Below are 25,529 nucleotides of genomic sequence, written 5' to 3' on the forward strand. Positions count from 1 at the left end.
AGCGAGCCTTGATGACGTAATTTCTGCCTCGGAGGTATTTAAATAATGAATAAAATTTTGTTAGTTGACGATGACCGAGAGCTTACTTCCCTTTTAAAGGAGCTGCTCGACATGGAAGGCTTCAATGTGCAGGTTGCCCATGACGGGGAGCAGGCGCTCGACCTCCTGGACGACAGCATCGATCTGCTTTTGCTCGACGTAATGATGCCAAAGAAGAATGGTATCGACACCCTTAAAGAGCTACGCCAGACACACCAGACACCCGTCATTATGCTGACGGCACGCGGTAGCGAGCTGGATCGCGTTCTCGGCCTTGAGCTGGGCGCGGACGACTATCTGCCTAAACCCTTTAACGATCGCGAGCTGGTGGCCCGTATTCGCGCTATTCTGCGCCGTTCACACTGGAGTGAGCAGCAGCAGAACAGCGATAACGGTTCACCGACCCTGGAAGTGGACGCCCTGAGCCTGAATCCAGGCCGTCAGGAGGCCAGTTTTGATGGCCAGTCGCTGGAGCTGACCGGCACCGAGTTCACCCTGCTCTACCTGCTGGCGCAGCATCTCGGCCAGGTGGTCTCCAGGGAGCATCTTAGCCAGGAGGTTTTGGGTAAACGCCTGACGCCGTTCGATCGCGCGATCGATATGCATATCTCTAACCTGCGCCGTAAGCTGCCGGAGCGTAAAGATGGCCATCCGTGGTTTAAAACGCTGCGCGGACGCGGCTATCTGATGGTTGCGGCTTCATGATAGGAAGTTTGACGGCACGCATCTTTGCCATTTTTTGGCTAACGCTGGCACTGGTGCTAATGCTGGTCTTAATGGTGCCCAAGCTGGACTCCCGGCAAATGACGGAGCTGCTGGATAGCGAGCAGCGCCAGGGCATTATGATTGAGCAGCACGTTGAGGCGGAGCTGGCCCTTGATCCACCGAACGATTTGATGTGGTGGCGGCGGCTGTTTCGCGCAATTGATAAGTGGGCCCCGCCGGGGCAGCGCCTGCTGTTGGTGACCAGTGAAGGCCGGGTGATCGGCGCTGAACGTAGCGAAATGCAGATCATTCGTAACTTTATTGGCCAGGCGGATAACTCCGATCATCCGCAGAAGAAAAAATATGGACGGGTAGAGCTGGTAGGGCCGTTTTCCATCCGCGACGGGGAAGATAACTACCAGCTCTACCTTATCCGTCCGGCGAGCAACTCCCAGTCCGATTTTATCAACCTGCTGTTTGACCGACCGCTCCTGCTGCTGATTGTGACGATGTTGATCAGCTCTCCGCTGCTGCTCTGGCTGGCGTGGAGCCTGGCCAAACCGGCGCGTAAGCTGAAAAACGCGGCGGACGAAGTAGCTCAGGGCAACCTGCGCCAGCATCCAGAGCTGGAAGCCGGGCCGCAGGAGTTTCTTGCTGCCGGGGCCAGCTTTAACCAGATGGTCACGGCACTTGAACGCATGATGACCACTCAGCAGCGCCTGCTCTCTGACATCTCTCACGAGCTGCGCACGCCGCTTACGCGTTTACAGCTGGGCACCGCCCTGCTGCGCCGCCGCAGCGGTGAGAGCAAGGAGCTGGCCCGCATTGAGACCGAAGCGCAGCGTCTCGACAGCATGATTAACGATCTGCTGGTGATGTCGCGTAATCAGCAGAAAAATGCGCTGGTGAGCGAAACCGTTAAGGCCAATCACCTGTGGAATGACGTGCTGGATAACGCCGCCTTTGAAGCCGAGCAGATGGGCAAATCACTGACCGTCAACTTCCCGCCGGGACCGTGGCCGCTGTACGGCAACCCGAGTGCGCTGGAGAGTGCGCTGGAAAATATCGTGCGTAACGCCCTGCGCTACTCGCATACGAAGATTGAGGTGAGTTTTGCGGTGGATAAAGAGGGCGTGACGGTTAACGTGGATGACGACGGTCCGGGCGTCAGTGCGGAAGATCGCGAGCAGATTTTCCGCCCATTCTATCGTACCGACGAAGCGCGTGACCGAGAGTCCGGCGGCAGCGGGCTCGGGTTGGCGATTGTCGAGACGGCTATCCAGCAGCACCGCGGCTGGGTGAAGGCCGACGACAGCCCGTTAGGCGGGTTACGCTTAACGATGTGGCTACCGCTGCATAAGCGTTCATAGTTTAAACGTGTAGAGTCTCCAGGCCGGGCAACCCCCGGCCTGCTATTTCCTGCCCCACAGTCTGGGCGCAAAGCTTTCAATCTTGCCGCTCAGGCGTCGTTTCTGCATGGTTCTGGCCCAGCTCACTGAGAGGCCAGCGGCAGAGAGCAGGCGGTGGTACTGCTCGTCGTCAAACGGCAGATGCCAGGCGATGGCGGCGGCCTCATAGACGCTCACGTCGCTACAGCGGGAAACCAGCTCAAGAGGCGCATCGCTGGAGACGCTGCCCGGGGCAATTACCCGGTAGAGCCAGCCCGTGCGGCCGCTCTCCTGCATCAGGGAGGAGAGATCATGAATGGCAAAATGGTAGTTAACTTTGAAACAGGGCGAACGCGGCTGGGTCACCTGAATCAGCGCTTCACCCCAGCGAAAAATATCCCCGATATAGACGTTTTGCTCGGTCATTCCCTCGGTGGAGAGGTTCTCGCCGAACGCTGGCGCGACAAAGCGCTCCGCCTGTTCAGGAAATGCGCTTGCCCAGTAGCGATAGTGCTCGCGTGGATAGTGACACAGGGCACGATCTGGCCCGCCGTGGATCTTCTTCTCGGCCTGCTCATCCCCCGCAAGCCCCCGTTCGGTTAACGTCAGCTCGCCGTCAACCTGCACTTTGGCAATAGCGCTTGGCCGACTGCCTGCGTAATCGCTTACTTTACCAGTAAAAACGTTAACCTGATGATGCATCACCGCGCCTTATCCAGATACAAAAAAAGCGAGTCATAAGACTCGCTTTTCACTGGTCACAATGCAACCTTATTTTTTAGCAGCGAAACGGGCAGCAGCTTCGTCCCAGTTCACAACTTCCCAGAATGCCTTGATGTAGTCCGGGCGTTTGTTCTGGTATTTCAGGTAGTAAGCGTGTTCCCACACGTCCAGGCCCAGGATCGGGAAGCCGGATGCGCCAGAAACCGCTTCACCCATCAGTGGGCTATCCTGGTTTGCGGTAGAGACAACGGCCAGCTTGTCGCCTTTCAGTACCAGCCATGCCCAGCCGGAGCCAAAGCGGGTTGCCGCTGCTTTCTCGAACTCTTCTTTGAATTTCTCAACGGAGCCGAAGTCGCGCTCGATGGCGGCTTTCAGATCGCCCTGCAGGGTAGTGCCGGTTTTCAGGCCTTTCCAGAACAGGCTGTGGTTAGCGTGACCGCCAGCGTTGTTACGCAGGACAGTTTTTTTGTCGGCCGGAACCTGATCCAGCTTAGCGATCAGCTCTTCTACCGGCAGGTTAGCCAGCTCAGGCAGGCTTTCCAGTGCGGCGTTAGCGTTGTTAACGTAGGTCTGGTGATGTTTAGTGTGATGGATTTCCATCGTCTGCTTATCGAAGTGTGGTTCCAGTGCATCATAAGCGTACGGCAGTGATGGCAGTGTGTAACTCATAATCATCTCCATTAATTGTCGGGCGGCGATACTGTTAACGCCGCGTAAGCAGTTGGTTCATTATAGTTAATTAAGTAGTATTGAAAATGTTTATCAATGCCGTAGTTTTTATATGGTTATAACCTTTTGTTATGTACCCGTGAGCGTCCTGCTGCGGTGCCGCCACTGACTCGGTGCCACGCCGGTTTCACGGGTAAAAACTACGGAAAAATAGTTGCTGTCTTCAAAACCACAGCGTGTGGCAATTTCACCGATCATCAGCTCGCTGTGCTGGAGCAGATACTGGGCGTGACAGATGCGCAGCTGGCGCAGATAGTGGTTGATTGTCATGCCGGTCTGGGTACGAAACTGCTGGCGTAGTGTACGCTCACTGCACTGATTTTGCTCGCAAAATTGCTCAAGCAAAAAGGCGCGGTTGAGGCTGCTGGCCAGGGCGGTGATGAGTTTATCCAGCAACGCTTCGCTACGGGTCGCCGAAAGATTATTGGTGGCGTAGCGATGGCGCTTCAGGGTTAATACCAGTTGGGCAAACAGCGTTTCTGCCAGCGGATCGGAGAGCGGATCCGCTTTGGTGCTCTCATGCTCAAGCTGGCTAATCACCTGCCGGGCCTGGGCCATACCGCTGCTGCCCATGCGCCAGTAGGGTATCGGCTCTCCGCCGTCCAGGCCGGGGATATGCGCAGCCCAGTCAAGGTTGAGCGTCAGCCGCTCCGGGCAGTAGATGATGTTTTGCAGCACCAGATCGTTTACCGAGGCGTAGGCGTGACGGTCCTCGGCGCGGATATAGAAGAGATCGCCCCGGGTAATACGATACGGGCGATCGTTAAGAATATGCAGGCCGTTGCCGCGCCAGACCAGCACCAGCTCGTTGAACTCATGGGTGTGTTCAGCAAAGACGTTTTGCGGATAGCGATCGGCCACCGCGACCGCCTGCCCGGGCCTGGCAAAAAAATCATCCCTCCGCAGAATTAACTGACCTGCCACAGCGTCACCTCAACAGCCTTCAACCTTCTATATTTAGCTGTTTTTTAGCAAAAAAACGGTGACTCTCTTCTCGTTTACGGCTATTGCAGCGGAGCATCCCGCCCCTGACGGATATCCCGCGGTGACCAGCTAAATTCGCGGCGAAAAAGCGTCGAAAAGTGGTTGCTGTCGCCGAAACCGCAGCGAAACGCAATGTCGGTAACGCTTTCATCGCTGTGGCGCAGCAGGTGGCGGGCCTTAATCAGGCGCAGGCGGTTGAGGTAGCGCTGCGGGGTCATGCCCGTGTGCTGCTTCAGCTGACGGTGCAGCGTACGCAGCGAGAGAGAGAAACGGTCAGCCAGCGACGCCCAGCAAACCTCATCCGCGAAGTGATCCTCCAGCCACGCCATCATCTGATTCAGGCGGGCATCGTTGTTAACGGCCCCCTCCTCAAGACTGCTCTTCCGCAGCAGCACTAGCAGCTGCATAAACAGGATCTCCCGGCTGGCAAGAGCGGCGGTGCTCTCCTCCTCGGCGCTCTGCTCCATCTGGCCGACGATCTGCCGCACCTGCTGTAGCGCCCCCTGGTTAACCCGCCAGTGGGAGGCATAGTGTCCGTCCTGCTCCTGAGGCAGCAGCTGGTTCAGCCCCGTCAGGAACTGGAAAGCCTCCGGCGAGCGGTAGAGCACGTTAGTCAGACAGAGATTATCCGTGTGTTCGTAGAGATGGCGATCGTGGTCACGGATGAAACAGACGCTGCCCCCGCTGATGGAGTAGGGCTGACCGTTAAAAACATGAATGCCCGTACCATGCTCAACAATAACAATCTCATGGAAATCATGGTGATGCTCAGGAAACGCCGACTGGGGAAGGCGCGGCTCAATAGCCACAGGCGTTTTACCTGACGGAAAAAAATCTACGCTGTGGAGTACGGTCATGACGGCTTCCTGAAATGGAGAACATGCCAAAAAGAGTAATGAAAGGCTGGCAATCCCACCTTGAATTTTTGACATCAAAGCGCGCAAACCCGGTCGCTTTTTCAAGAAACGGTGGGAAAGATCCGGAAATGCGGCTGGCGTCACACCAGTGATAAGAGGCGCTATTACTGGAAATTGTGAACGCTATCACGTTCATCTTTGCTTTCTTGCCAGCGCCTAATTTTGCCTGTCCATAGCAAGAAGGTACGCCGCTGAGGGGGTTCGTAGACTGTCGGCATTGACTCTCAGAGGACTCCACTATGACCTTTCGCCATTGTGTCGCGGTCGATCTCGGCGCATCCAGTGGGCGCGTCATGCTGGCGCGTTACGACAGTGAACAGCGCGCCCTGAGGCTGCGTGAAATTCACCGCTTCGTCAACTGCCTGCAAAACGTGAACGGCTTTGCTACCTGGGATATCGACAGCCTGGAGAGTGAGATTCGCCTTGGGCTAAACAAGGTCAGCGAGCAGGGTATTCAGATCGATAGCATCGGCATTGATACCTGGGGCGTGGACTATGTGCTGCTTGATGAACACGGCCAGCGCGTCGGTCTGCCGGTGTCGTACCGCGACGGGCGCACCCACGGCGTAATGGCCCGCGCCCAGGCGCAGCTCGGCAGAGAGACAATTTACCGCCGCAGCGGTATCCAGTTTCTGCCTTTCAACACGCTCTATCAGCTGCACACATTTGTCGAACAGCAGCCAGAGCAGGCGGCGCAGGTAGCTCATGCCCTGCTGATCCCAGACTACTTCAGCTTTCGTCTGACGGGCAAAATGAACTGGGAGTACACCAACGCCACCACGACCCAACTGGTGAATATCAATAGCAATGACTGGGATGACATCCTGCTGGCCTGGACCGGCGCTAACCCAGCGTGGTTTGGCACACCGACCCAGCCGGGCAACGTGATTGGCCACTGGCGAGGCCCGCAGGGGAGTGAAATTCCCGTCGTGGCCGTCGCCAGCCATGATACCGCCAGCGCCGTGATCGCCTCGCCGCTGAGCGATGCGGACAGCGCCTACCTCTCCTCTGGAACCTGGTCCCTGATGGGTTTTGAGAGCCAAACCCCCTATACCGACGAGGCGGCGCTGGCGGCCAATATCACCAACGAGGGCGGTGCCGAAGGGCGCTACCGGGTGCTGAAAAACATCATGGGCCTGTGGCTGCTACAGCGCGTGTTGAAAGAGCAGAACGTCACCGACCTGCCCGCCCTGATTGCGGAAACCGAGCAGCTAACCGCATGCCGGATGCTGATTAATCCCAACGATGAGCGCTTTATCAACCCGGAAAACATGAGCGCCGAGATCCGCGCTGCCTGCCGCGAGTCAAGCCAGCCAGAGCCAGCCAGCCAGGCTGAACTGGCGCGCTGCATCTTCGACAGCCTTGCCCTGCTCTACGCCGACGTGCTCGGCGAGCTGGCGGCGCTGCGCGGCAAACGGTTCAGCCAGCTGCATATTGTTGGCGGCGGCTGCCAGAACCGTCTCCTCAACCAGCTCTGCGCCGACGCCTGCGGCGTCACGGTGGTCGCGGGCCCCATCGAAGCCTCAACGCTGGGCAATATCGGTATTCAACTCATGACCCTGGACGAGCTGGACAACGTCGACGCTTTCCGTCAGGTCGTGACGGCCAATTACCCCCTGACAACCTTTATTACACAACCTGACAGTGAAATTGCCCGCCACGTCGCGCAGTTTCAAACCAAACAACAGAGAAAGGAGCTTTGCGCATGACCACTCCCATTGAACAAGCCTGGGAACTTGCTAAGCAGCGGTTTGCCGCGGTAGGCGTTGACGTTGAGGAGGCGCTGCGCCAGCTCGATCGCCTGCCGGTTTCCATGCACTGCTGGCAGGGCGATGACGTGGCTGGGTTTGAGAACCCGCAGGGCGGCCTGACCGGCGGGATCCAGGCCACCGGCAACTACCCTGGCAAAGCGCGCAGCGCCCAGGAGCTGCGGACGGATCTGGAGCAGGCTCTGAGCCTGATCCCCGGGCCAATGCGTCTGAATCTGCATGCAATCTACCTTGAATCAGAGACGCCGGTGGAGCGTAACGCCATCAGGCCCGAGCACTTTACCAACTGGGTGGCGTGGGCAAAAGCGCAGAAGCTGGGCCTGGACTTTAACCCCTCTTGCTTCTCGCATCCGCTGAGCGCCGATGGCTTTACCCTCTCCCACGCCAACGACGAGATCCGCCAGTTCTGGATCGACCACGTTAAAGCCTGCCGCCGCGTATCTGCCTGGTTTGGCGAGCAGCTGGGTACGCCGTCGGTGATGAATATCTGGGTTCCGGACGGCATGAAAGACGTCACCGTTGACCGCCTCGCCCCGCGTCAGCGCCTGCTTGCCGCGCTGGATGAAGCCCTGAGCGAAAAGCTGAGCCTCGACCACCACATCGATGCCGTAGAGAGCAAGCTGTTCGGTATCGGTGCGGAGAGCTACACCGTCGGCTCGAACGAGTTTTATATGGGCTACGCCACCAGCCGCCAGACCGCGCTCTGCCTGGATGCGGGCCACTTCCATCCGACGGAGGTGATCTCCGACAAGATCTCCGCCGCCATGCTCTATATCCCGCGCCTGCTGCTGCACGTTAGCCGCCCGGTGCGCTGGGACAGCGATCATGTGGTGCTGCTGGATGACGAAACCCAGGCCATTGCCAGCGAAATCATTCGCCACGATCTCTTTGACCGGGTGCACATTGGTCTCGACTTCTTTGATGCGTCAATCAACCGCATCGCCGCCTGGGTGATCGGCACCCGCAATATGAAAAAAGCCCTGCTGCGTGCCCTGCTGGAGCCGACCGACCAGCTGCGCACGCTGGAGGCCGAGGGCGACTACACCGCCCGGCTGGCGCTGCTGGAAGAGCAAAAATCGCTGCCGTGGCAGGCGGTATGGGAGATGTACTGCCAGCGTCACGATACCCCGGCGGGGAGCCAGTGGCTGGACAGCGTGCGGGCCTATGAAAAAGAGATTTTAAGTCACCGTAAATAAACAGTAGGCCGGGTAAGCGCAGCGCCACCCGGCATTTTCAAAGGAACTATAAGACTATGCAGACCATCACTACTTCATGGTTCGTCCAGGGGATGATCAAAGCGACCTCTGACGCCTGGCTGAAGGGCTGGGACGAGCGCAACGGCGGCAACCTGACCCTGCGGCTGGACGACGGCGATATCGCCCCGTTTACGGCCGAATTCCACGCCAGCCCGCGCTATATCGCCCTGAGCCAGCCGATGCCGCTGCTGGCCAATACGCCGTTTATCGTCACTGGCTCCGGCAAGTTTTTCCGTAACGTGCAGCTCGACCCGGTAGCTAACCTCGGGATCGTTAAAGTCGACAGCGACGGCGCGGGCTACCACATTCTCTGGGGGCTCACCGATGAAGCGGTTCCTACCTCCGAGCTGCCGGCGCACTTTCTCTCCCACTGCGAGCGCATCAAGGCTACCGATGGCAAAGACCGGGTGATTATGCACTGCCACGCCACCAACCTGATCGCCCTCACCTATGTGTTGGAAAACGATACGGATGTGATCACCCGCAAACTGTGGGAAGGCAGTACCGAATGCCTGGTTGTGTTTCCTGATGGCGTTGGCATTCTGCCATGGATGGTCCCCGGCACCGATGAGATTGGCCAGGCCACCGCAGGGCAGATGTCACGGCACTCGCTGGTGCTGTGGCCGTTCCACGGCGTCTTCGGCAGCGGTCCAACGCTGGACGAAGCCTTTGGCCTGATCGACACCGCCGAGAAGTCTGCCGAGGTACTGGTGAAGGTCTACTCGATGGGCGGCATGAAGCAGACCATCACTCAAGAGGAGTTAATTGCCCTCGGTAAACGTTTTGGCGTCACCCCGATGGCCAGCGCACTACAGCTTTATAAATAAGAACATCGCGCCCCGCTCATTGAGATGGGGCGAAACCACACCTGCAAGCCCTACACAACTCACTCAATATCAGTGGAGTAAAAGCAATGAGAATAAAGACAAGCTTGATCCTCACCGTTGCCGCTCTGGCGTTGTCCGGTTCCGCATTAGCAGAAGTCAAAATTGCCCTGGTCGCAAAATCCCTCGGCAATGGTTTTTTTGAGGCAGCGAACGTCGGTGCCCAGGAGGCGGCTAAAGAGTTAGGGGATGTTAAAGTCATTTATACCGGCCCGACCACCACCACGGCGGAAGCGCAGATCGAAGTGCTTAACGGGTTGATCGCTCAGGGGGTAGATGCGATCGCTATCTCAGCAAACGATCCGGACGCCGTTGTGCCGGTACTGAAAAAAGCGATGCAGCGCGGGATCAAAGTTGTCTCGTGGGACTCCGGCGTGGCGAAAGCGGGTCGCCAGATCCATCTCAATCCATCCAACAATGCGCTGATTGGGGAAACCAACGTTAAGCTCGCCGCCGAGGCGCTGAAGGCGCTGAACGTGGAGAAAGGCGACGTGGCGATCCTCAGCGCAACGCCAACCTCGACCAACCAGAACATCTGGATTGAAGAGATGAAAAAGGTGCTGCCGAAGTACCCCTCCGTCAACCTGGTGACAGTGGCCTACGGCGATGACCTCTCCGATAAGAGCTACCGCGAAGCGGTCGGCCTGCTGAAAACCTACCCGGATCTGAAGGTGATCGTCTCCCCCTCCTCGGTAGGTATCGTGGCTGCCGCCCAGGCGGTGAAAGATCAGGGCAAGATTGGCAAGGTGTACGTCACCGGATTAGGCCTGCCGTCTGAGATGGCGGGCGCGGTGAAATCCGGCGCAACCAAGAGCTTTGCTATCTGGAACCCGATCGATCTGGGCTATGCCGCTACCTATCTGGCGGACGATCTGGTCAAAGGCACGGCCACTAAAACGGAAGCCAATATGGGCAAACTCGGCAAGGTGAAGCTGGATGCAGACGGCAGTGGTGCGATGTCTGAGCCGTTTGTCTACGATGCCAGCAATATTGATAAGTTTTCCAAAATTTTCTGATGTGATTTGTAGGAGAGATAAGCGCCAGCATCAACCGCCGTTCTGCCGGATGGCGCTGCGCTTATCCGGCCTACGATCCCCCGTCGATACGGAGACTTATCATGACACCACTGCTTCAGCTCAAGGGGATCACCAAAGTGTTCCCTGGCGTGCGCGCTCTTGAGAACGTACAGCTTGACCTCTGGCCTGGCAAAGTTACCGCGCTGATTGGTGAAAATGGCGCAGGCAAATCCACGCTGGTTAAAGTGATGACCGGCATCTATCAGCCTGAAGAGGGTGAAATCCTCTATAAGGCGATCCCTATCCAACTACCCGCGCCGGAATCCGCCCATCGGGTGGGCATTACGGCGATCCACCAGGAGACCGTGCTGTTTGATGAGCTGTCGGTAACGGAGAACATTTTTGTCGGTCAGTACCTCTATAAGGGCTTTTTGAAAAAGCTCGACTGGCCCGCCATGCACCAGAAAGCCCGGGATATCCTCGCTCGCCTCGAAGTGCAGATCGATCCCAATGCGACCCTGAAAACCCTGAGCATCGCCCAGCGCCACATGGTCGCCATTGCACGCGCCCTCTCCTTTGATGCGCAGGTAGTGATCCTCGACGAGCCTACTGCCGCGCTCTCCCAGCACGAGATTCTGGAGTTCTACCAGATCGTTGAGCGCCTGAAGCAGGAGGGCAAGGCGATCCTGTTTATCTCCCATAAATTCGACGAGATTTTTGAGCTGGCGGATCACTACACCATCCTACGCGACGGGGTGTACGTCGGCTCCGGGGCGATGAGCGAGATTAGCGAAGAGCGGATGGTGGCGATGATGGTAGGCCGCGCCATTACCCAGACCTATCCCAAGATCGCCTGCGATCCTGGCGAAACGGTGCTGGAGGTGAAGGATCTCTGCCATCCCACCGAGTTTGCCCACATCAACTTTACCCTGCGCAAGGGCGAGATCCTTGGCTTTTACGGGCTGGTGGGCGCAGGTCGTACCGAGCTGATGCAGGCGCTTTCCGGCGTGTCGCGCCCCTCTTCCGGCAGCATCGTGCTTAACGGCAAAACGGTGCAGTTCCACCAGCCTGCGGATGCCATCCGGGCCGGTATCGTCTGCGTGCCGGAGGAGCGGCAGAAGCAGGGTGCCATTATTGCCCTGCCCATCGCCCAGAACATCAGCCTGCCACAGCTCGGCAAGCTAAATCCGAACGGCGTGCTGCACGACGACCGTGAGTGGCGACTCGCCGACGAGTATGCCAGACGGCTCCAGGTCAAAGCGTTCAGCTGGCAACAGCCGGTGGAGACACTCTCCGGCGGCAACCAGCAGAAGGTGGTGATCGGTAAATGGCTCGCCACGCACCCCGACGTCATCATTCTTGATGAGCCTACCAAAGGCATCGATATCGGCTCGAAGGCGGCCGTACATCAGTTTATGTCCGAGCTGGTCGGCCAGGGGTTGGCAGTGATCATGGTCTCCTCGGAGCTGCCTGAGGTAATGGGCATGGCCGATCGGATCGTGGTGATGCATGAGGGGCGGATGGTCGCCGAATACGCGGCGGGTGAAGCCACCGCCGAGACCATCGTTAGCGCTGCCAGCGGTGCGAAACAGGAGGCAGCATAATGTGGCAACAACTGCTTAAAAACCGCGAGGCGCTGCTGGCCGCGGTGATCGTCCTGATGGTGCTGGCTATCGGCAGCCGCGTACCGTCGTTTATCGCCCCTGGCAACCTGGCGGAGATGTTTAACGATACGGCGATCCTGATTATTCTCGCCCTCGGCCAGATGATGGTGCTGCTGACCAAGGGCATCGATCTGTCGATGGCCGCCAACCTGGCGCTGACTGGGATGATCGTCGCCCTGCTCAACTTCCATCATCCTGATATTCCGGTCTGGGCGCTGCTGATCCTGGCGACCGGCCTCGGACTGGTGATGGGCGCGATCAACGGCCTGCTGGTGTGGAAGATGGGCATTCCGGCGATTGTGGTGACGCTCGGCACCATGAGCATCTATCGCGGCATTATCTTTCTACTTTCTGACGGGGGCTGGATCAACTCCCACCAGATGAGCGGCGATTTCCTTGCCCTGCCGCGCGCCAGCGTGCTGGGGCTGCCGCTGCTGAGCTGGTGCGCCGTCGCCGCGCTGCTGCTGGTAGGCTACTTCCTGCGCTACAGCCGCACCGGGCGGGCGCTCTATACCGCAGGCGGCAACGCCACGGCAGCCTACTACACCGGCATCAACGCTGGAAAAATGCAGTTCGTCAGCTTCTGCCTCTCTGGCGCGCTGGCCGGGTTCTGCGGCTACCTGTGGATCTCCCGCTTCGCCGTGGCCTATGTCGACGTCGCTAACGGCTTTGAGCTGCAGGTGGTGGCCGCCTGCGTAATCGGAGGGGTTAGCACCATGGGCGGTACGGGCCGCGTGCTCGGCTGCTTGTTTGGCGCGCTGTTCCTCGGCGTGATCAACAACGCGCTGCCGGTGATCGGTATCTCACCCTTCTGGCAGATGGCCATCTCCGGCACGGTGATTGTGATAGCGGTTCTGCTTAATGAGCGCGGCAATAAACGCAAAGGTCGGCTGATCCTGCGCGACGCGGCGCTGGCCCGACAGAAACAGGCGGTGAAATCATGAGTAAAATGTTAACTACTGACGGCCCAGGCAACCCTCCCGCAACGCTGCCGCTGCTGAAACGGCTCCTGTGCTGGGAGGGCTTCTTACTCGCCGTCACGCTGCTGGTGTTTTTAATTAACGCCTTCGCCTCTCCCTACTTTCTCAATATCTGGAACCTCTCTGACGCCACCTTTAACTTCACCGAGAAGGCGATCATCGTTCTGCCGATGGCGATGCTAATTATCGCCCGGGAGATAGACCTGTCGGTGGCCTCTACCATTGCCCTCAGCTCCACCGTGATGGGCTTTTGCGCCCAGGCGGGGGTGGATACACCGCTGCTGGTGGTTGTGGGGTTAGGCGTCGGTCTGCTGTGCGGGCTGTTTAACGGCCTGCTGGTGACGCGGTTTAATCTCTCCTCTATCGTCATCACCATCGGCACCATGAGTCTCTATCGCGGCATCACCTATATTCTGCTAGGTGATAAGGCGCTGAACGAATATCCCGAAAGCTTCGCCTGGTTCGGCCAGGGTTACGTCTGGGGGGCGCTGTCGTTTGAGTTTGCGCTCTTTATCGTGCTGGCGGGCATCTTTGCGTTCGTGCTGCACCGCACTAACTTTGGCCGCCGCACCTACGCCATCGGCAATAACCCAACTGGAGCATGGTACTCCGGCATCAACGTCAAGCGTCACAACCTGCTGCTTTTTGCCCTGGTGGGGCTGATGGCCGGACTGGCCTCGGTGCTGCTCACCTCGCGCCTCGGCAGTACCCGCCCCACTATCGCTACCGGCTGGGAGCTGGCGGTAGTGACTATGGCAGTGCTGGGTGGGGTCAATATTCTTGGCGGCTCCGGCAGCATGGTGGGCGTGATTATCGCCGCCTTCCTGATGGGGCTGGTGACCTTTGGCCTGAGCCTGCTCAACGTGCCGGGCATCGTGATGTCGATCATCATCGGCGCGATGCTGATTGTGGTCATCTCCCTGCCGATCATCACCCGCCGGATTGTGCAGCGAAGACGAATATAGCTGCCGGGTGGCACTACGTTTACCCGGCCTACGGTCCTGTAGGCCCGCGCAAGCGCAGCGCCGCCGGGCATAAAAAATCACAGTAATGAACGGAGATCTATCATGAGCTTTATGTTGGCACTGCTTAAAATCAGCCTGCATGGCGCAGGTGCAATTGGCGATATGGTTAATCTGGTAGCAAACAAGCAGTGGGGCAAGGCGCTGGTTGTCACCGACGGTCAGCTGGTTAAGCTGGGCCTGCTCGACAGCCTGTTTGCCGCCCTGAATGCGCACCAGATGCCCTACCACCTCTTCGATAGCGTCTTCCCTAACCCCACCGAGGAGCTGGTGCAGGCGGGCTACGCGGCCTGGCAGGCGGCGGAGTGTGACTACATCATCGCCTTCGGCGGCGGTAGTCCGATCGATACCGCGAAAGCGGTAAAAATCCTCACCGCTAACCCTGGCCCCTCAACCGCCTACTCCGGTGTCGATAAAGTGGTTAATCCCGGCGTGCCGCTGGTAGCCATTAATACTACCGCCGGTACCGCGGCGGAGATGACCAGTAACGCGGTGATCATCGACTCGGCGCGTCAGGTAAAAGAGGTGATTATCGACGCCAACATCATTCCGGATATCGCTGTCGACGACGCCAGCGTAATGCTGGCAATCCCGGCATCGGTCACCGCCGCCACCGGCATGGATGCCCTGACCCACGCGGTAGAGGCCTTTGTCTCCGTCGGCGCGCATCCGCTAACCGACGCCAACGCGCTGGAGGCAATTCGGCTGATCAATCTTTGGCTGCCGAAAGCGGTTGGCGATGGGCAAAACATCGAGGCCCGGGAACAGATGGCCTTCGGCCAGTATCTGGCGGGGATGGCGTTTAATAGCGCCGGGCTGGGCCTGGTACACGCTCTGGCACACCAGCCGGGGGCGACGCACAACCTGCCTCACGGCGTCTGCAACGCCATCCTGCTGCCGATCATCGAAAACTTTAACCGCCCGAACGCGGTGGCGCGCTTTGCCCGCATCGCTCAGGCGATGGGGGTCGATACCCGCGGCATGAGCGACGAAGCCGCCAGCATGACGGCCATTCAGGCGATTCGCGATCTCAGCGCTCGGGTAGGTATCCCCTCCGGCTTCAGCCAGCTCGGCGTGACCAAAGAGGATATCGAAGGCTGGCTGGACAAGGCCCTGGCCGACCCCTGCGCCCCCTGCAACCCACGTACCGCCAGCCGGGACGAGGTGCGTGAGCTCTATCTGGAGGCATTATGATCCGCAAAGCCTTTGTGATGCAGGTCAACGCCAACGCCCACGAGGAGTACGAGCGCCGCCATACGCCTATCTGGCCCGAGCTGGAGGCGGTCCTGAAGGACCACGGTGCGCATCACTACGCGATCTACCTTGATAAGGCGCGTAACCTGCTGTTCGCCACCGTAGAGATTGAGTCTGAGGAGCGCTGGAACGCGGTCGCTAATACCGACGTCTGCCAGCGCTGGTGGAAGCATATGCGCGATGTAATGCCGACTAACGCCGATAACAGCCCGGTAAGCGCCGAGCTGAAAGAGGTGTTCTACCTGGCGTGAGGTGTTGCCAGGCTACTCCTGTTCAAACGTTTGTGCTCAGTCGCTGAGGCGTTGCGCCAGACTTGTCAGCAGCTGCTCCTTATCCGTGACCGCGTATGAGGCATAATATTGCTCTGCGCCCTGGGCGGTGAACATTACTGCTTTTGGCGTATTGGCAATAAAAATACCGCAGGCCTCCAGCCAGCCGGGGGCCTGCTGCAGCAGTTCTGGTGCCATATCGCTGCCGTCCTGTTTGAAGATCAAATACAGCGTTGCCAGGCCGTCACCCAGGCTTCTGAACACCGGAGTGGTACTGATGTGTTGATTGGTCAGTAATGCCTGGCATACTGCCTGCGCCCGTTCTGTCTCTGCTTGCCAGCCATGCTGTCGGCTATCCACGGTCATCGCCAGGGTGGGTAAATACCAGTCAATCTGCTGATATTCTCCGTCGGTGAGTGCCTGAGCGCGTTGATAGAACAGGGGTAAAGGGACATCGCCAGGAATAAACTGTAGATGAGGCGTATTTCTATCGCTGCTGGTTTCCAGCGAGTTTTGTACCAAAATATCCCCAGCCTGGCTGTAGCGGGTTAAATACTCGACCATCGCGGTGAAGTATTGCGTTTTATTCAAAAAATTGTCGCCGGCACGCAGCGCTGACTCATTGGCAAAAACATCATCGTTATACGTTTTTAGCTCAGCGATCGGAGCCTGATTGAAATAGAGCGCGCTATCATCACGCGTTTTGCACAATAAGAGATTATTTCTTTGCTGCTCTTGCTCCGCTCGGTACAGAGTGAAATCTGGCGTGACGATTTTCTGTCCAGCAAAGTAAGGTCGGGTAGGCTCCTGTTCAATAAAAGGCTGGCCGTTTAATGCGATCCTTTTGGGTTGTAATGCGTCATCACGCTGATAGAAGCGAGTGAGAGACGTCAGTTCGGCGTGTAGCTGGGCATGGCGCTCGACTTTATTTCGGTCATCAATACCCAGCTGGTCCAGCAGGCGTTTTCTCGGCGCCTGAAGCACTTTTTCAGCAAAATTCAGCGCTTTTTGATCGCCAAGCAGGGCTATCATATAGGGCGACATGCCCCCCTCTTCACTGCACCCTGCCAGCGGATGGGTCATTTTCTCAATGCTGCTGGTGCTATTACCCGGCACGACATCCATTTTGATACATTCCCCGGCTGGCCTCTCCTGGGTTAGATGTGCCGTACGGGGTTTATTGCTCTCTTGCTGGAGCGGTATAAATTGGCCGATCGTGGATCGGTAATTATGGTTAATCATATTGGTTATTTCTTTATTGGGGGAGAAAGGGGCCATGATGGCCCCAGGTAAACCGGATCAGGCTGCCAGCCGATCGTTTAACAGACGGTGGGTAATGAAATGCTGCAGTAGCGGCTGCTGCTGCTCTTTGATGCGGTCAAACAGGGTGCTATCGACGTTGGCCCGGAAGTTATGCAGGGCGGAAACGGCCTGGTCCAGATCGTCAATCATATAGTAGGTGAATAGTGACAGCACCTGATGGGTTTCGGGCTGGCTTGCGCGCAGCGGGAATTGGCTAACATACTCCCGGGCCAACTCTGCCCGGCTGTCAAACAACGCCGTCAGCTTCGGGTCGGCCTTGAGTGCGTTGAGGGACTGGGTTGCCGTTTGGTAAAAGCCCTGAATGTCATGGGTGATATCAATCAGTTTATCCATCGGCAACAGATTATTGGGGCTGTTACTGAACTGGATGTGTGGCAAATCGCGTTTCAGCGGCGCCTTGAACTGTTCGTTGGTGCGTTCCCGCAGTTGGGTTCTGGCTGGAAATGCCCTGTTCTCGGAACAATCGGGCTTCAACTCGGCATTTTGATCGTAGTTCATTAGCAGGGGAACGACAGCGAGCACCGTCTCGGGTAAATCGGCAGAGGAGAGATCCAGTTTAGGGATCTTATCCAGAACTTCGGGTAGGTTATCGTAAGTGGTAAGCTGCTTATTGAATAAAGCCTCGTTGGTAATTTGTAGCCGCTGCCCGCTGAATTTAGCCACGGTTATTTTTTCCAGCGGTTTAAAGGTATTGGCCGTCAGATTTTGCCTTATTTGTGCGTTGAGGATCTCTTTCTGTTCTTTTAATGCTGCGACAAACTGTTGGGGATCGGCATCACGGAATTTGCCCAAGACAAAACGTTGTAATGACGTGAGATGCGAGGCCTGGTCCAGCTCTTCTGCGGTAAGAAAAGGCTGGCACCGGTCGGTACCATGGAAGGTCATTAATTCAGAATCGCGTGATTCCGTTTCGTTTTGGCTGCTTGCAGAGCGGTGATGCGCGATCATTTCAGTACGAATACCCGTTTCAATCGGTGTTGTACTGTCTGGGTTGTGAATAACTACATAGCTCGCCCCCGGAATATGGCTGAACTCTTTTTGCAGATCGTCCATGGTTGGGAATTTAGTTGCCGCTTCGTTTTGGGTAAAACGGATACTTTTTTCGGTATCATAAGGAAACGCGGCCAGGCACTGTTCCGTGTTGGCCCGATCGGTACCGGCGGTACGTGTGGTAATCAGCTTAAACTCGGCAGCATAATTACTGTTGTCAAAGTGATACATCCACTCCCGGTATTTTCCGTCTTCTTTACTGGCCGGATTGTTCATAAAGCGGAAGTTGGACACTCCCGGAATATCGCCTAGCTGATAAGCTGCCTTGAACAGCTGCAGCGGCGTCAGTTTGGCATTTAAACAGCGCGGGTCGGTAATCTGCGATTTGATATTTTGCGCAGCAAAATCCAGTTTCGCGTAGTCGTCCTTTTTAACCGCGTGGTTTGCCATTTTTTCGTCATAGAATTGTTTGAAATCGGCATAGGTTTCCCTGTCGATCTCGCTGGCAGAAACGCCATAGGTTCCCCACTCTTTTAACAGCGTATTAAAAGAGCCTTTCAGATCGTCGTCAACGAGGGAGAGGAGCTCCAGCCGGAGCTGCGCCGTTTTGTCAGCGTCTGATAGCTGTTTATATTGGCTCTTTTCAACCTCGCCTAAATCGGTGATGGCCTGGAATCGGCTAGGCTGCGCAGTACTAAAGCTATACTGGCTAAGAACGGTATTAATCAAGTCCGGATTTTTAATTATCTCCATGGCATTACAGTGGGTGATCTTATCTATAAAATTTATGCCCATTGCCTCCACCGTGGAGAAAGCGACCGGGTTTAGTTTTACACTACTGTTTGTCACTGCTGAGAGCTGATATACCAGCCCTTTGTTTTTATCAATCAAAAAACATTCATTACCACTGTCCGTTTTTGCCTCAACAACGGCGACAGGATAATGAGTTGGCGTCAAATTGGTATTATTAATAACAGGCATACTTTGCATTTTCCCATGATTTTTAAAAGCGCCGTATTTTTTAGCTACCGCTATTTTTTGTCTTTCAAAAATCGATTATGGGATACGTATCTGCAATGCTATCGGTAAGACCCACCTCTGGTGGGTTTTACCTTTTAAAACACCTTACCGATCAGCGCCTGGCTGGAAGCGGCGTTGTGTCTGAGGTGTTCTCTGTACGCCCTCTGCCGCTCAGCGTAAACGCCGATACCACCGTAATTGCCAGTACAAAGCAGCCCAGCATCAGGTAGGTATCCTGGAAGCCGATCCGGTCATACATATTCCCGGCAAAAGCGGAGAGGAATATCGCCGCGAGCTGCTTAGCAAACTGGAAACCAATCAGGTAGATAGTGGCAGACAAACGGGTATCAAATACACCGGTAATGTATTTAAAGGCCCCTACCAGCAGGAACGGCACCTCCAGCGCATGCAGCATCTTCAGGGCAACCACCTCAACCACCGTTGTGGCGAACGACGAGCCAATAATACGCGTCGCCATAATCAGCCCGGCAATCAGCAGCGTGTTTTTCGCCCCGATGCGGTTAATGATCCACGGCGAGCAGAACATGATGATAGCGTTGCAGATCTCCCCGGCCGTGGTGGCAAAACCAAAGGCGCGGGTGCCCTCCTGCGGCGTAGCAAAGAAGGATTTGAAGAAGGTGGCAAACTGCTGGTCGAATACGTCATAGACGCAGGCAACGCCCACCACGTAGAGAATAAACAGCCACATTTTGCGCTGGCGGAACAGATTAAATACCGTTTTCGCCGTGATTTGCGGCTGGTTGGCCCCGAGCGCGTTCATCACCTCTGCCGTCTGATTTGGTTTTGGTTTGGCGATAATCAACAGCAGCATCAGCAATAGTGCCGCCGCCGAGCCCATCCAGAATACGTATGATGGGTCGATACCGAACAGGATCCCACCTGTCGAAGCGCAGAGTCCCCAGCCAAGGCAGCCAAACATGCGCGCCTTGCCATATTCGAAGTAGCTGTTGCGGCTTACGCGCTCAATATAGGCTTCGATAGCCCCCGAACCCGCCGAGAAAACAAAGCCAATGTACAGGCCGCCGCTTAATGCCCCCAGCCAGATGCTGGTTTTCAACAACGGGGCGAAAACGTAGAGGAAAAACGGTGCGAACAGAAACAGCAGCACCGCAATGATCCACAGCATGTGTTTTTTCAGCCCCAGCTTGTCCGAAATCACGCCCAGTACGGGCTGGAAAGCGATGGCAGAGAGCGAAATACAGGAGAAGACGATCCCCGTATGGGTTTTATTCAGGCCGATGATATCCGACAGCCAGATCGGCAGGAACGGAAAGCAGGTGGCCATAATGAAGAAGTAGAAAAAGAAAAACAGCCCGAAGATCCAGAAGTTAGGGTTGTCTTTATGGGTACAGGTTGTTGTGCTCATTATTATTATCCTCAGCCTGGGCCGGCTCCCCGGCCCATCACCATTACACCCGTTCGACACCAATCAGGATGGCGCTTTCCGGATCCAGAATCGGCAGTGCAATGCCCGCCTGCATCAACCACTCACCGCTTACCGTCTGCGGGGCTTCCATCCATGCAGGCAGTTTGCGCATGGTATGTCCGCCCTCGCCGGTTAAGCGAATGTCAGGATGATCGAGCAGCGTGATACGGTATTGCGCGCCCGCCTCCAGCCCCGGCATGCGCAGCGGCATCATCAGGGTGTAATCCGGCATCTGAAGCTGGCTGACGATAAACAAGCCCTGGCCTCGATCCTGACTCACGACGCCCTGCACCAGCGTAGTGGGATCCGGCATATCCACGCGCCACTGAGTACCCGTGTGGATCACCTCGCGCCACCGCTTGTGCAGCGCGGCGTAATGCCGGTAGCCCTCACGCTCCTGCTGGTCGACGCTGAGCGGATCCAGCTCCAGCCCCATGTGGCCAAACAGCGCCGTCAGCCCGCGAAATGCAATGCTGTGCTGGCGGAAGGTGGCGTGGCATTTATGATGACCGATATGCGCGCCCATCACCTCCGTTGGGAAGAAGTAGCTCATCCCGCGCTGGATGGTATTACGCTCCAGCGCGTCGTTGTTATCGGATGCCCAGAAGCGATGGCAGCGGGTCAGCACCTCGTAGTCAATACGTCCTCCGCCCGAGGAGCAGGACTCAAACTCGACCTGCGGGAAGCGTTGGCCAAGGATATCGAGCAGGCGATAGAACTGGCGCGTTTGCGCATCGGCGGCGGCCTTGCCGTTGTGCCCCGGCTGCACCAGCTCCCGGTTCATGTCCCACTTCACATAGTCCACCGGGTGCTCACCCAGCAGCCAGGAGATACGTTCCAGCAGATACTCAAACGCTGCCGGAATATTCAGATTGAGGACGAACTGATGGCGCCCAGTGGGCTGCGTATATCCCGGCATTGCCAGCACCCAGTCCGGGTGCGTCCGGTAGAGATCGGAGTCCGGGTTGATCATCTCCGGCTCGACCCAGATACCGAACTCCATGCCGAGGTTTTTAACGTGGTTAATCACCGGCATCAGGCCGTTGGGGTACTTTTTCTCATCAAGATACCAGTCACCCAGCGCGGCGTGGTCGTCGTTGCGCCCTTTAAACCAGCCGTCGTCGATAATAAATCGCTCCACGCCCAGCGCTGCCGCTTCGTCCGCCATCCGCATGATGTAGTGCGGATCGTGGTCGAAATAGATCCCTTCCCAGGTATTGAGGTGCACCGGGCGCGGCTTATTTTCCGGGAAGCGGATAACGTTGTCCCGCAGATAGCGGTGGAACTGCTGGCTCATCCCGTTCAGTCCGTTTGCGGAGTAGCTGGCATACAGGCGCGGCGTCCAGAGGGTTTCCCCCTCGGCAACAGCCCTCTCTCCCGGCAGGTAGAGCGCTTCGGCCTGCAGATAGCGGCGGCCGTCGGTTTTGGCCTCGGCCCGCAGACGGTGATTGCCGCTCCAGCCAAGGTGCACGCCCCACACATCGCCGTGCATTTCACTGAATGCCTGGGTACCGCTAATTAGCGCCGGGAAGTGTTCATGAGAGGTGCGACCGCGACGGTTTTCAATCACGAAGCTGTCATGTTCGAGCTTCACACGGTGCGGCTGGAATTCGCGGATCCAGCGTCCGTGAAAGGCCATCACCTCTCCGGCGCGCTCGGCAATGGGCAGCGTGACGGCAAGACGATCGACCTGCCACGCCTGCGCCCGCAGATTGGTTAAACCGTGGCGTACTACCAGCACGCCGCTGGCGTCGAGGGCAAGCTCACTGACCAGACGCAGGCCAGCATGCTCATCTTCCGCGGTCACGGTGAGGGATTGCCCCTGCTGCTGCACGTGTGTGGTTTTGAATACTGGCGAGCTGTCTAAACCATCGCGATGGCCTTCAATGCCAGGCGTTCCAAACAGACCGTGACCCAGCTCGGCCATCAGCGTGACCGGCGAGTCAACGTCTAGTCTGCCGTTGGCAACCGGGCGAGACAAACTCTCTGCATCCTGCGGCGAAAAGTGGTTAAGGTGCGGGCCCCAGTAAAGAATTTCAGCAAACGGGTGAGTTTTCAACACCACGTCTACCGACTTGCTTTCCAGTCGTAAAATCGAATCATGCATCAGACATCTCCTGTCGTCGGGATGTCTTGAGTGTTGATCCGAAACGTTTCGGATACAAACCAAAACGTTTCGGATTTGTGATCGGGTTTAGAATTTCGGCAGATTTACGCCGTCTGGCCGGCAGAAAAGCCTGGCTGCCACAGCACCTGAAGCTGGGCGATATCCTCGCCGTTAATTAACCGCAGCACCATGTCGGCGATCTGTTTGCCGACGCCCTGACGGGTAGCCTGGATCACCGCCGCCACGTTGACATCCACGATGCTGTCCTGCGGCAGACCGTCGTAAACCACCAGCGAAACGGCATTATCGCCGGTTAATCGGCCAAGCTGGGACAGGGCCATCGCCACCCCATCGCCGTGGGTATTGCAGTCGGTAAGAATGGCCGTTGGAGGCGATGCCAGCGAGAGCAGATCCCGCGTCGTGGTATAGCCTGCACGCCGTGAAGGCGGCATGGTGCGCAGCCATTCGCTGGACAGCCCCGCCTCGGCCAGGGCATCAAGGTAGCCCTGGCGGCGTTGGGTGATAAAAGCCTGAGAATTATTTTCGCCCAGCAGGGCAATACGCTGATGGCCCTTATCAATCAGCCAGCGCGTGGCGTGATACATCCCGGCGTAGTTGTCGAAGTCAAACCATGCATACGGCTGCGGCAGCTGGCTACGGCCCAGCGCCAGGAAGGGAAAACCGATACTCTGAAGCTGCTCAAGGCGCGGATCGTGGTCAAGCGTATGGGCTACGATCAGCGCATCCACGCGGCGGCTCTGTACCATGCGCATATAGCTGTGCTTATCGGCCAGATCGTCGTCGGCAATGAGCAGCAAATCAATCTCATGCCGCGCAAGCTCGTGGCTAATTTCGCCGACCATCTCCATAAATACGCTGTTATTGAGCGGAACCGGATGCACCGGGAAAACCAGCCCAACGGCGTCGATTTTGCCCATCTTCAGACGGCGGGCAAAGGTATTCGGACGATAGCCGCGGCGCTGTGCTTCCGCTTCAACCCGGGCACGCGTCTCTTTGGAGACATCATCATACCCGTTGAGTGCACGGCTAACGGTGGTAACGGACAGCCCCAGTTCTTTGGCAATGGCTTTAAGCGACATGTTTTTCCGTGTCTTGCTGTTTAATTTTGTTCCGCAACCAGAAGCGCATGCGTATCCGGCTCAAGCGCTTTAAAGATATGCGGCCGATCGGCGGGATAGCAGATGTAATCCCCTTCCCCCAGCTCTTCCGGCGCGTCGGTCAGCCCCACGAGCGCCCGACCCTGGGTCACAATGATGTGCTCCACCGATCCCGGCGGATGAGGCTGGGAGATGCGATCCGCGCCTGGCTGGGTCAGCAGTAAATAGATATCACGCCGCGCGCCCGGTGGACAGGCGGCCAGTAAAATTGCCTCATAGTTCGCCTGCCCGGCAACCACCTTCGTTCCCTCTCCCCGGCGAATTACCTGCGTCGCGGGCTGCTGCGGCTCCAGCAGACGGGCGAAAGGAATGTCCAACGCCACGCACAGCGACCAGAGCGTCTCCAGGCTCGGGTTGCCGTTGCCTGACTCTAGCTGAGAGAGCGTGGATTTGGCGATCCCGGCCCGGCGCGCAATTTCTGCCAGGGAAAGTCCGGTTCGCAGACGTTCTCGCACTAAACTTTTAGCGATCACGCTAATCGGCTGCGTCATATAACGGCCCTTGCTCTATATATCGAACGAATCGTTCATCTTGTAAAACGATCTGGATGCGTTCATTATAATGGATATTCGTTCGATATGGCTAAACCAATACGGCTAAAACAGTATGAAACATCATCTCTCTTGCCTGAAAGGCGACACGATAAAGGCGATCGTTCTGGTCTGCCTGGCGGTGGGTATTGTCGGTATGTCCTACGGTTCGCTGGCAATGGCGTACGGCTTCCCGATCTGGGTACCCTTTGTGCTCTCTATTACCGTGCTGGCGGGCGCGTCTGAATTTATGTTCATCGGCATCGTTGCCAGCGGCGGTAATCCGCTGGCCGCCGCCGCCGCTGGTTTACTGGTTAATGCCCGCCATGTGCCGTTTGGCGTGACGGTGCGCGACCTGGTCGGCAAGCGCGGTGCCAGCCTGCTCGGCTGCCATATCATGAATGACGAAAGCGTGGTGTTTGGCCTGTCGCAGAAAACGCCTGAACAGCGTAAAGCCGCCTACTGGCTGTGCGGATTAGGGGTGGCGATTATCTGGCCGCTTGGCGCACTGCTGGGTGCGGTAGTGGGTAAACTGCTGCCCGATCCAGAGACCATCGGCCTGGATGCGGTCTTCCCGGCTATTTTGCTGGCGTTAGTGGTACCGGCTTTTAAAAATCGCACCACGCTTATTCGCGCCTGTAGCGGTGCAGCGTTATCACTTGCCGCCGTACCCTTTGCGCCGGTAGGTTTACCGGTCCTGCTCTCTCTGCTCGGCCTGGCCGCAAGGAAAAAATAGTGGAAAACATGACGGTATTTATTCTCGGCATCGTCCTGTTATCAGCAGGCACCTATTTGATGCGCCTGGGCGGAGCCAAACTCGGTAGCCGGCTGGCCCTCTCTGAACGTTCGCAGGCATTGCTTTCCGATGCGGCCACCGTGCTGCTGTTTTCCGTGGCGCTGGCAACCACCTTTTACGAAGGGGATCATTTCGCCGGTATGGCGCGGGTGATCGGCGTCGCCTTTGCCGTATTCCTGGCCTGGCGTAAGATGCCGTTAATTGTGGTGATCGTGGCGGCAGCGGTGGTGACGGCGCTGCTGCGGCTGGCGGGCGTGGCATAAAAAAAGCGCCCGTAGGCGCTCTTTCAACGATGAAGATGTTATTTGGTCAACTCAGCGGTCATGTGTACATAGTTACCTGAGTAAGCCTGGGTAATTTTGTAAGATGACGCGCCAGCCTGCTCGGCCTGAGCGGCGATTTTTGCTTCCGCACCGGAGAGCGTAGTGTCAGTCGCGGAGACGGACTGGGCAGCAAAAGAACCGAAGGAAGCGGCAAGAGCGATAACTGCAACAAAAGTTTTGATGTTTTTCATGATGATTACCCTTTAATTAAGTTGT

24 protein-coding genes are annotated in these 25,529 nt (G+C 57.0%); 13 read left to right on the forward strand and 11 right to left on the reverse strand.

The features are described from left to right. Positions 1–45: 45 nt before the first annotated feature. Positions 46–744 (forward strand): envelope stress response regulator transcription factor CpxR, encoded by a 699-nt coding sequence (cpxR, locus tag WFN61_RS19095; protein ID WP_042394556.1) that lies wholly within the window; start codon positions 46–48, stop codon positions 742–744. Continuing rightward, positions 741–2,114, forward strand: coding sequence for an envelope stress sensor histidine kinase CpxA (gene cpxA / locus WFN61_RS19100; protein WP_144818845.1), 1,374 nt, complete (start codon positions 741–743; stop codon positions 2,112–2,114). The genes cpxR and cpxA overlap by 4 nt, the downstream gene beginning before the upstream one ends. 42 nt (positions 2,115–2,156) lie before the next feature. Here cpxA and yiiM read toward each other — a convergent pair whose 3' ends face one another. The 4 genes from yiiM to rhaS (WFN61_RS19120) form a co-directional block, all read right to left on the reverse strand. Continuing rightward, positions 2,157–2,834, reverse strand: coding sequence for a 6-hydroxyaminopurine reductase (gene yiiM, locus WFN61_RS19105; protein ID WP_144818847.1), 678 nt, complete (start codon positions 2,832–2,834; stop codon positions 2,157–2,159). A gap of 69 nt (positions 2,835–2,903) precedes the next feature. Next, positions 2,904–3,524: a superoxide dismutase [Mn] gene (gene sodA, locus WFN61_RS19110; RefSeq protein ID WP_042394546.1), complete on the reverse strand. Its 621-nt coding sequence runs from the start codon at positions 3,522–3,524 to the stop codon at positions 2,904–2,906. Between the two features lie 129 nt (positions 3,525–3,653). Next, positions 3,654–4,508 carry an HTH-type transcriptional activator RhaR gene (rhaR, locus tag WFN61_RS19115; RefSeq protein WP_312176273.1) on the reverse strand — a complete coding sequence of 285 codons (855 nt, stop codon included), beginning with the start codon at positions 4,506–4,508 and terminating at the stop codon, positions 3,654–3,656. A gap of 80 nt (positions 4,509–4,588) precedes the next feature. Next, entirely contained in the window at positions 4,589–5,425 is an 837-nt protein-coding gene (gene rhaS / locus WFN61_RS19120) for an HTH-type transcriptional activator RhaS (protein ID WP_144818851.1), read from the reverse strand. A 299-nt stretch (positions 5,426–5,724) separates the two neighbouring features. Here rhaS (WFN61_RS19120) and rhaB point away from each other — a divergent pair, with 299 nt between their 5' ends. The 9 genes from rhaB to rhaM all read left to right on the forward strand — a co-directional run bounded on the left by rhaB (position 5,725) and on the right by rhaM (position 15,581). Next, positions 5,725–7,194 (forward strand): rhamnulokinase, encoded by a 1,470-nt coding sequence (gene rhaB, locus WFN61_RS19125; RefSeq protein ID WP_337039096.1) that lies wholly within the window; start codon positions 5,725–5,727, stop codon positions 7,192–7,194. Then, on the forward strand, positions 7,191–8,450 hold the full coding sequence (rhaA, locus tag WFN61_RS19130) for an L-rhamnose isomerase (protein ID WP_312273557.1): 1,260 nt from the start codon (positions 7,191–7,193) through the stop codon (positions 8,448–8,450). The genes rhaB and rhaA overlap by 4 nt, the downstream gene beginning before the upstream one ends. Positions 8,451–8,506: 56 nt before the next feature. Beyond that, complete coding sequence (gene rhaD / locus WFN61_RS19135; protein WP_144818857.1) at positions 8,507–9,337, forward strand: rhamnulose-1-phosphate aldolase; 831 nt, start codon at positions 8,507–8,509, stop codon at positions 9,335–9,337. 86 nt (positions 9,338–9,423) lie between these two features. Continuing rightward, positions 9,424–10,410 (forward strand): rhamnose ABC transporter substrate-binding protein, encoded by a 987-nt coding sequence (gene rhaS / locus WFN61_RS19140; RefSeq protein WP_103821692.1) that lies wholly within the window; start codon positions 9,424–9,426, stop codon positions 10,408–10,410. Between the two features lie 101 nt (positions 10,411–10,511). Continuing rightward, a complete protein-coding gene (locus tag WFN61_RS19145; protein WP_337039097.1) occupies positions 10,512–12,014 on the forward strand; it encodes a sugar ABC transporter ATP-binding protein in 1,503 nt (500 codons plus the stop codon). Then, entirely contained in the window at positions 12,014–13,018 is a 1,005-nt protein-coding gene (locus tag WFN61_RS19150; RefSeq protein ID WP_144818861.1) for an ABC transporter permease, read from the forward strand. Before WFN61_RS19145 ends, WFN61_RS19150 begins: the two co-directional genes overlap by 1 nt. Continuing rightward, positions 13,015–14,019 (forward strand): ABC transporter permease, encoded by a 1,005-nt coding sequence (locus WFN61_RS19155; protein ID WP_144818862.1) that lies wholly within the window; start codon positions 13,015–13,017, stop codon positions 14,017–14,019. The genes WFN61_RS19150 and WFN61_RS19155 overlap by 4 nt, the downstream gene beginning before the upstream one ends. Positions 14,020–14,121: 102 nt before the next feature. After that, positions 14,122–15,270 (forward strand): lactaldehyde reductase, encoded by a 1,149-nt coding sequence (fucO, locus tag WFN61_RS19160; protein WP_337039098.1) that lies wholly within the window; start codon positions 14,122–14,124, stop codon positions 15,268–15,270. Beyond that, entirely contained in the window at positions 15,267–15,581 is a 315-nt protein-coding gene (gene rhaM / locus WFN61_RS19165; protein ID WP_312176252.1) for an L-rhamnose mutarotase, read from the forward strand. The genes fucO and rhaM overlap by 4 nt, the downstream gene beginning before the upstream one ends. A gap of 36 nt (positions 15,582–15,617) precedes the next feature. Here rhaM and WFN61_RS19170 read toward each other — a convergent pair whose 3' ends face one another. The 6 genes from WFN61_RS19170 to WFN61_RS19195 form a co-directional block, all read right to left on the reverse strand. Next, positions 15,618–16,877, reverse strand: a complete 1,260-nt coding sequence (locus tag WFN61_RS19170; protein ID WP_144818868.1) for a hypothetical protein — start codon at positions 16,875–16,877, stop codon at positions 15,618–15,620. A 21-nt stretch (positions 16,878–16,898) separates the two neighbouring features. Beyond that, a complete protein-coding gene (locus WFN61_RS19175) occupies positions 16,899–18,893 on the reverse strand; it encodes a hypothetical protein (protein WP_337039099.1) in 1,995 nt (664 codons plus the stop codon). A gap of 151 nt (positions 18,894–19,044) precedes the next feature. Next, on the reverse strand, positions 19,045–20,319 hold the full coding sequence (locus tag WFN61_RS19180) for an MFS transporter (RefSeq protein ID WP_337039100.1): 1,275 nt from the start codon (positions 20,317–20,319) through the stop codon (positions 19,045–19,047). A 43-nt stretch (positions 20,320–20,362) separates the two neighbouring features. Further along, positions 20,363–22,486, reverse strand: coding sequence for an alpha-galactosidase (locus WFN61_RS19185; protein WP_337039101.1), 2,124 nt, complete (start codon positions 22,484–22,486; stop codon positions 20,363–20,365). A 104-nt stretch (positions 22,487–22,590) separates the two neighbouring features. Then, positions 22,591–23,586 (reverse strand): LacI family DNA-binding transcriptional regulator, encoded by a 996-nt coding sequence (locus tag WFN61_RS19190; RefSeq protein ID WP_337039102.1) that lies wholly within the window; start codon positions 23,584–23,586, stop codon positions 22,591–22,593. A gap of 20 nt (positions 23,587–23,606) precedes the next feature. After that, positions 23,607–24,155, reverse strand: coding sequence for a helix-turn-helix domain-containing protein (locus tag WFN61_RS19195; protein WP_144818878.1), 549 nt, complete (start codon positions 24,153–24,155; stop codon positions 23,607–23,609). Positions 24,156–24,270: 115 nt separating this feature from the next. On the opposite strand from WFN61_RS19195, the gene WFN61_RS19200 reads away from it, so the two are divergent. After that, a complete protein-coding gene (locus WFN61_RS19200) occupies positions 24,271–24,930 on the forward strand; it encodes an AzlC family ABC transporter permease (RefSeq protein WP_144818879.1) in 660 nt (219 codons plus the stop codon). Beyond that, entirely contained in the window at positions 24,930–25,253 is a 324-nt protein-coding gene (locus WFN61_RS19205) for an AzlD domain-containing protein (protein ID WP_042394496.1), read from the forward strand. Before WFN61_RS19200 ends, WFN61_RS19205 begins: the two co-directional genes overlap by 1 nt. Positions 25,254–25,291: 38 nt before the next feature. On the opposite strand, the gene WFN61_RS19210 is transcribed toward WFN61_RS19205, so the two are convergent. After that, positions 25,292–25,504, reverse strand: a complete 213-nt coding sequence (locus WFN61_RS19210) for a DUF1471 domain-containing protein (RefSeq protein ID WP_042394493.1) — start codon at positions 25,502–25,504, stop codon at positions 25,292–25,294. Positions 25,505–25,529 lie beyond the last annotated feature (25 nt).

Source organism: Pseudescherichia sp. AS216, assembly GCF_037152055.1.
Classification (GTDB): Bacteria; Pseudomonadota; Gammaproteobacteria; order Enterobacterales; family Enterobacteriaceae; genus Pseudescherichia.

Bases quoted from the DNA above. Each gene is read 5' to 3' on its own strand.
- WFN61_RS19145 (WP_337039097.1), top strand. From the start codon at position 10,512: ATGACACCACTGCTTCAGCTCAAGGGGATCACCAAAGTGTTCCCTGGC.
- rhaA (WP_312273557.1), top strand. From the start codon at position 7,191: ATGACCACTCCCATTGAACAAGCCTGGGAACTTGCTAAGCAGCGGTTT.
- rhaB (WP_337039096.1), top strand. From the start codon at position 5,725: ATGACCTTTCGCCATTGTGTCGCGGTCGATCTCGGCGCATCCAGTGGG.
- WFN61_RS19170 (WP_144818868.1), bottom strand. From the start codon at position 16,877: ATGGCCCCTTTCTCCCCCAATAAAGAAATAACCAATATGATTAACCAT.
- WFN61_RS19155 (WP_144818862.1), top strand. From the start codon at position 13,015: ATGAGTAAAATGTTAACTACTGACGGCCCAGGCAACCCTCCCGCAACG.
- cpxA (WP_144818845.1), top strand. From the start codon at position 741: ATGATAGGAAGTTTGACGGCACGCATCTTTGCCATTTTTTGGCTAACG.
- WFN61_RS19185 (WP_337039101.1), bottom strand. From the start codon at position 22,486: ATGCATGATTCGATTTTACGACTGGAAAGCAAGTCGGTAGACGTGGTG.
- rhaS (WP_144818851.1), bottom strand. From the start codon at position 5,425: ATGACCGTACTCCACAGCGTAGATTTTTTTCCGTCAGGTAAAACGCCT.
- WFN61_RS19200 (WP_144818879.1), top strand. From the start codon at position 24,271: ATGAAACATCATCTCTCTTGCCTGAAAGGCGACACGATAAAGGCGATC.
- WFN61_RS19210 (WP_042394493.1), bottom strand. From the start codon at position 25,504: ATGAAAAACATCAAAACTTTTGTTGCAGTTATCGCTCTTGCCGCTTCC.
- sodA (WP_042394546.1), bottom strand. From the start codon at position 3,524: ATGAGTTACACACTGCCATCACTGCCGTACGCTTATGATGCACTGGAA.
- WFN61_RS19195 (WP_144818878.1), bottom strand. From the start codon at position 24,155: ATGACGCAGCCGATTAGCGTGATCGCTAAAAGTTTAGTGCGAGAACGT.
- rhaM (WP_312176252.1), top strand. From the start codon at position 15,267: ATGATCCGCAAAGCCTTTGTGATGCAGGTCAACGCCAACGCCCACGAG.
- fucO (WP_337039098.1), top strand. From the start codon at position 14,122: ATGAGCTTTATGTTGGCACTGCTTAAAATCAGCCTGCATGGCGCAGGT.
- rhaS (WP_103821692.1), top strand. From the start codon at position 9,424: ATGAGAATAAAGACAAGCTTGATCCTCACCGTTGCCGCTCTGGCGTTG.
- WFN61_RS19180 (WP_337039100.1), bottom strand. From the start codon at position 20,319: ATGAGCACAACAACCTGTACCCATAAAGACAACCCTAACTTCTGGATC.
- rhaD (WP_144818857.1), top strand. From the start codon at position 8,507: ATGCAGACCATCACTACTTCATGGTTCGTCCAGGGGATGATCAAAGCG.
- WFN61_RS19150 (WP_144818861.1), top strand. From the start codon at position 12,014: ATGTGGCAACAACTGCTTAAAAACCGCGAGGCGCTGCTGGCCGCGGTG.
- yiiM (WP_144818847.1), bottom strand. From the start codon at position 2,834: ATGCATCATCAGGTTAACGTTTTTACTGGTAAAGTAAGCGATTACGCA.
- cpxR (WP_042394556.1), top strand. From the start codon at position 46: ATGAATAAAATTTTGTTAGTTGACGATGACCGAGAGCTTACTTCCCTT.
- WFN61_RS19190 (WP_337039102.1), bottom strand. From the start codon at position 23,586: ATGTCGCTTAAAGCCATTGCCAAAGAACTGGGGCTGTCCGTTACCACC.
- WFN61_RS19175 (WP_337039099.1), bottom strand. From the start codon at position 18,893: ATGCCTGTTATTAATAATACCAATTTGACGCCAACTCATTATCCTGTC.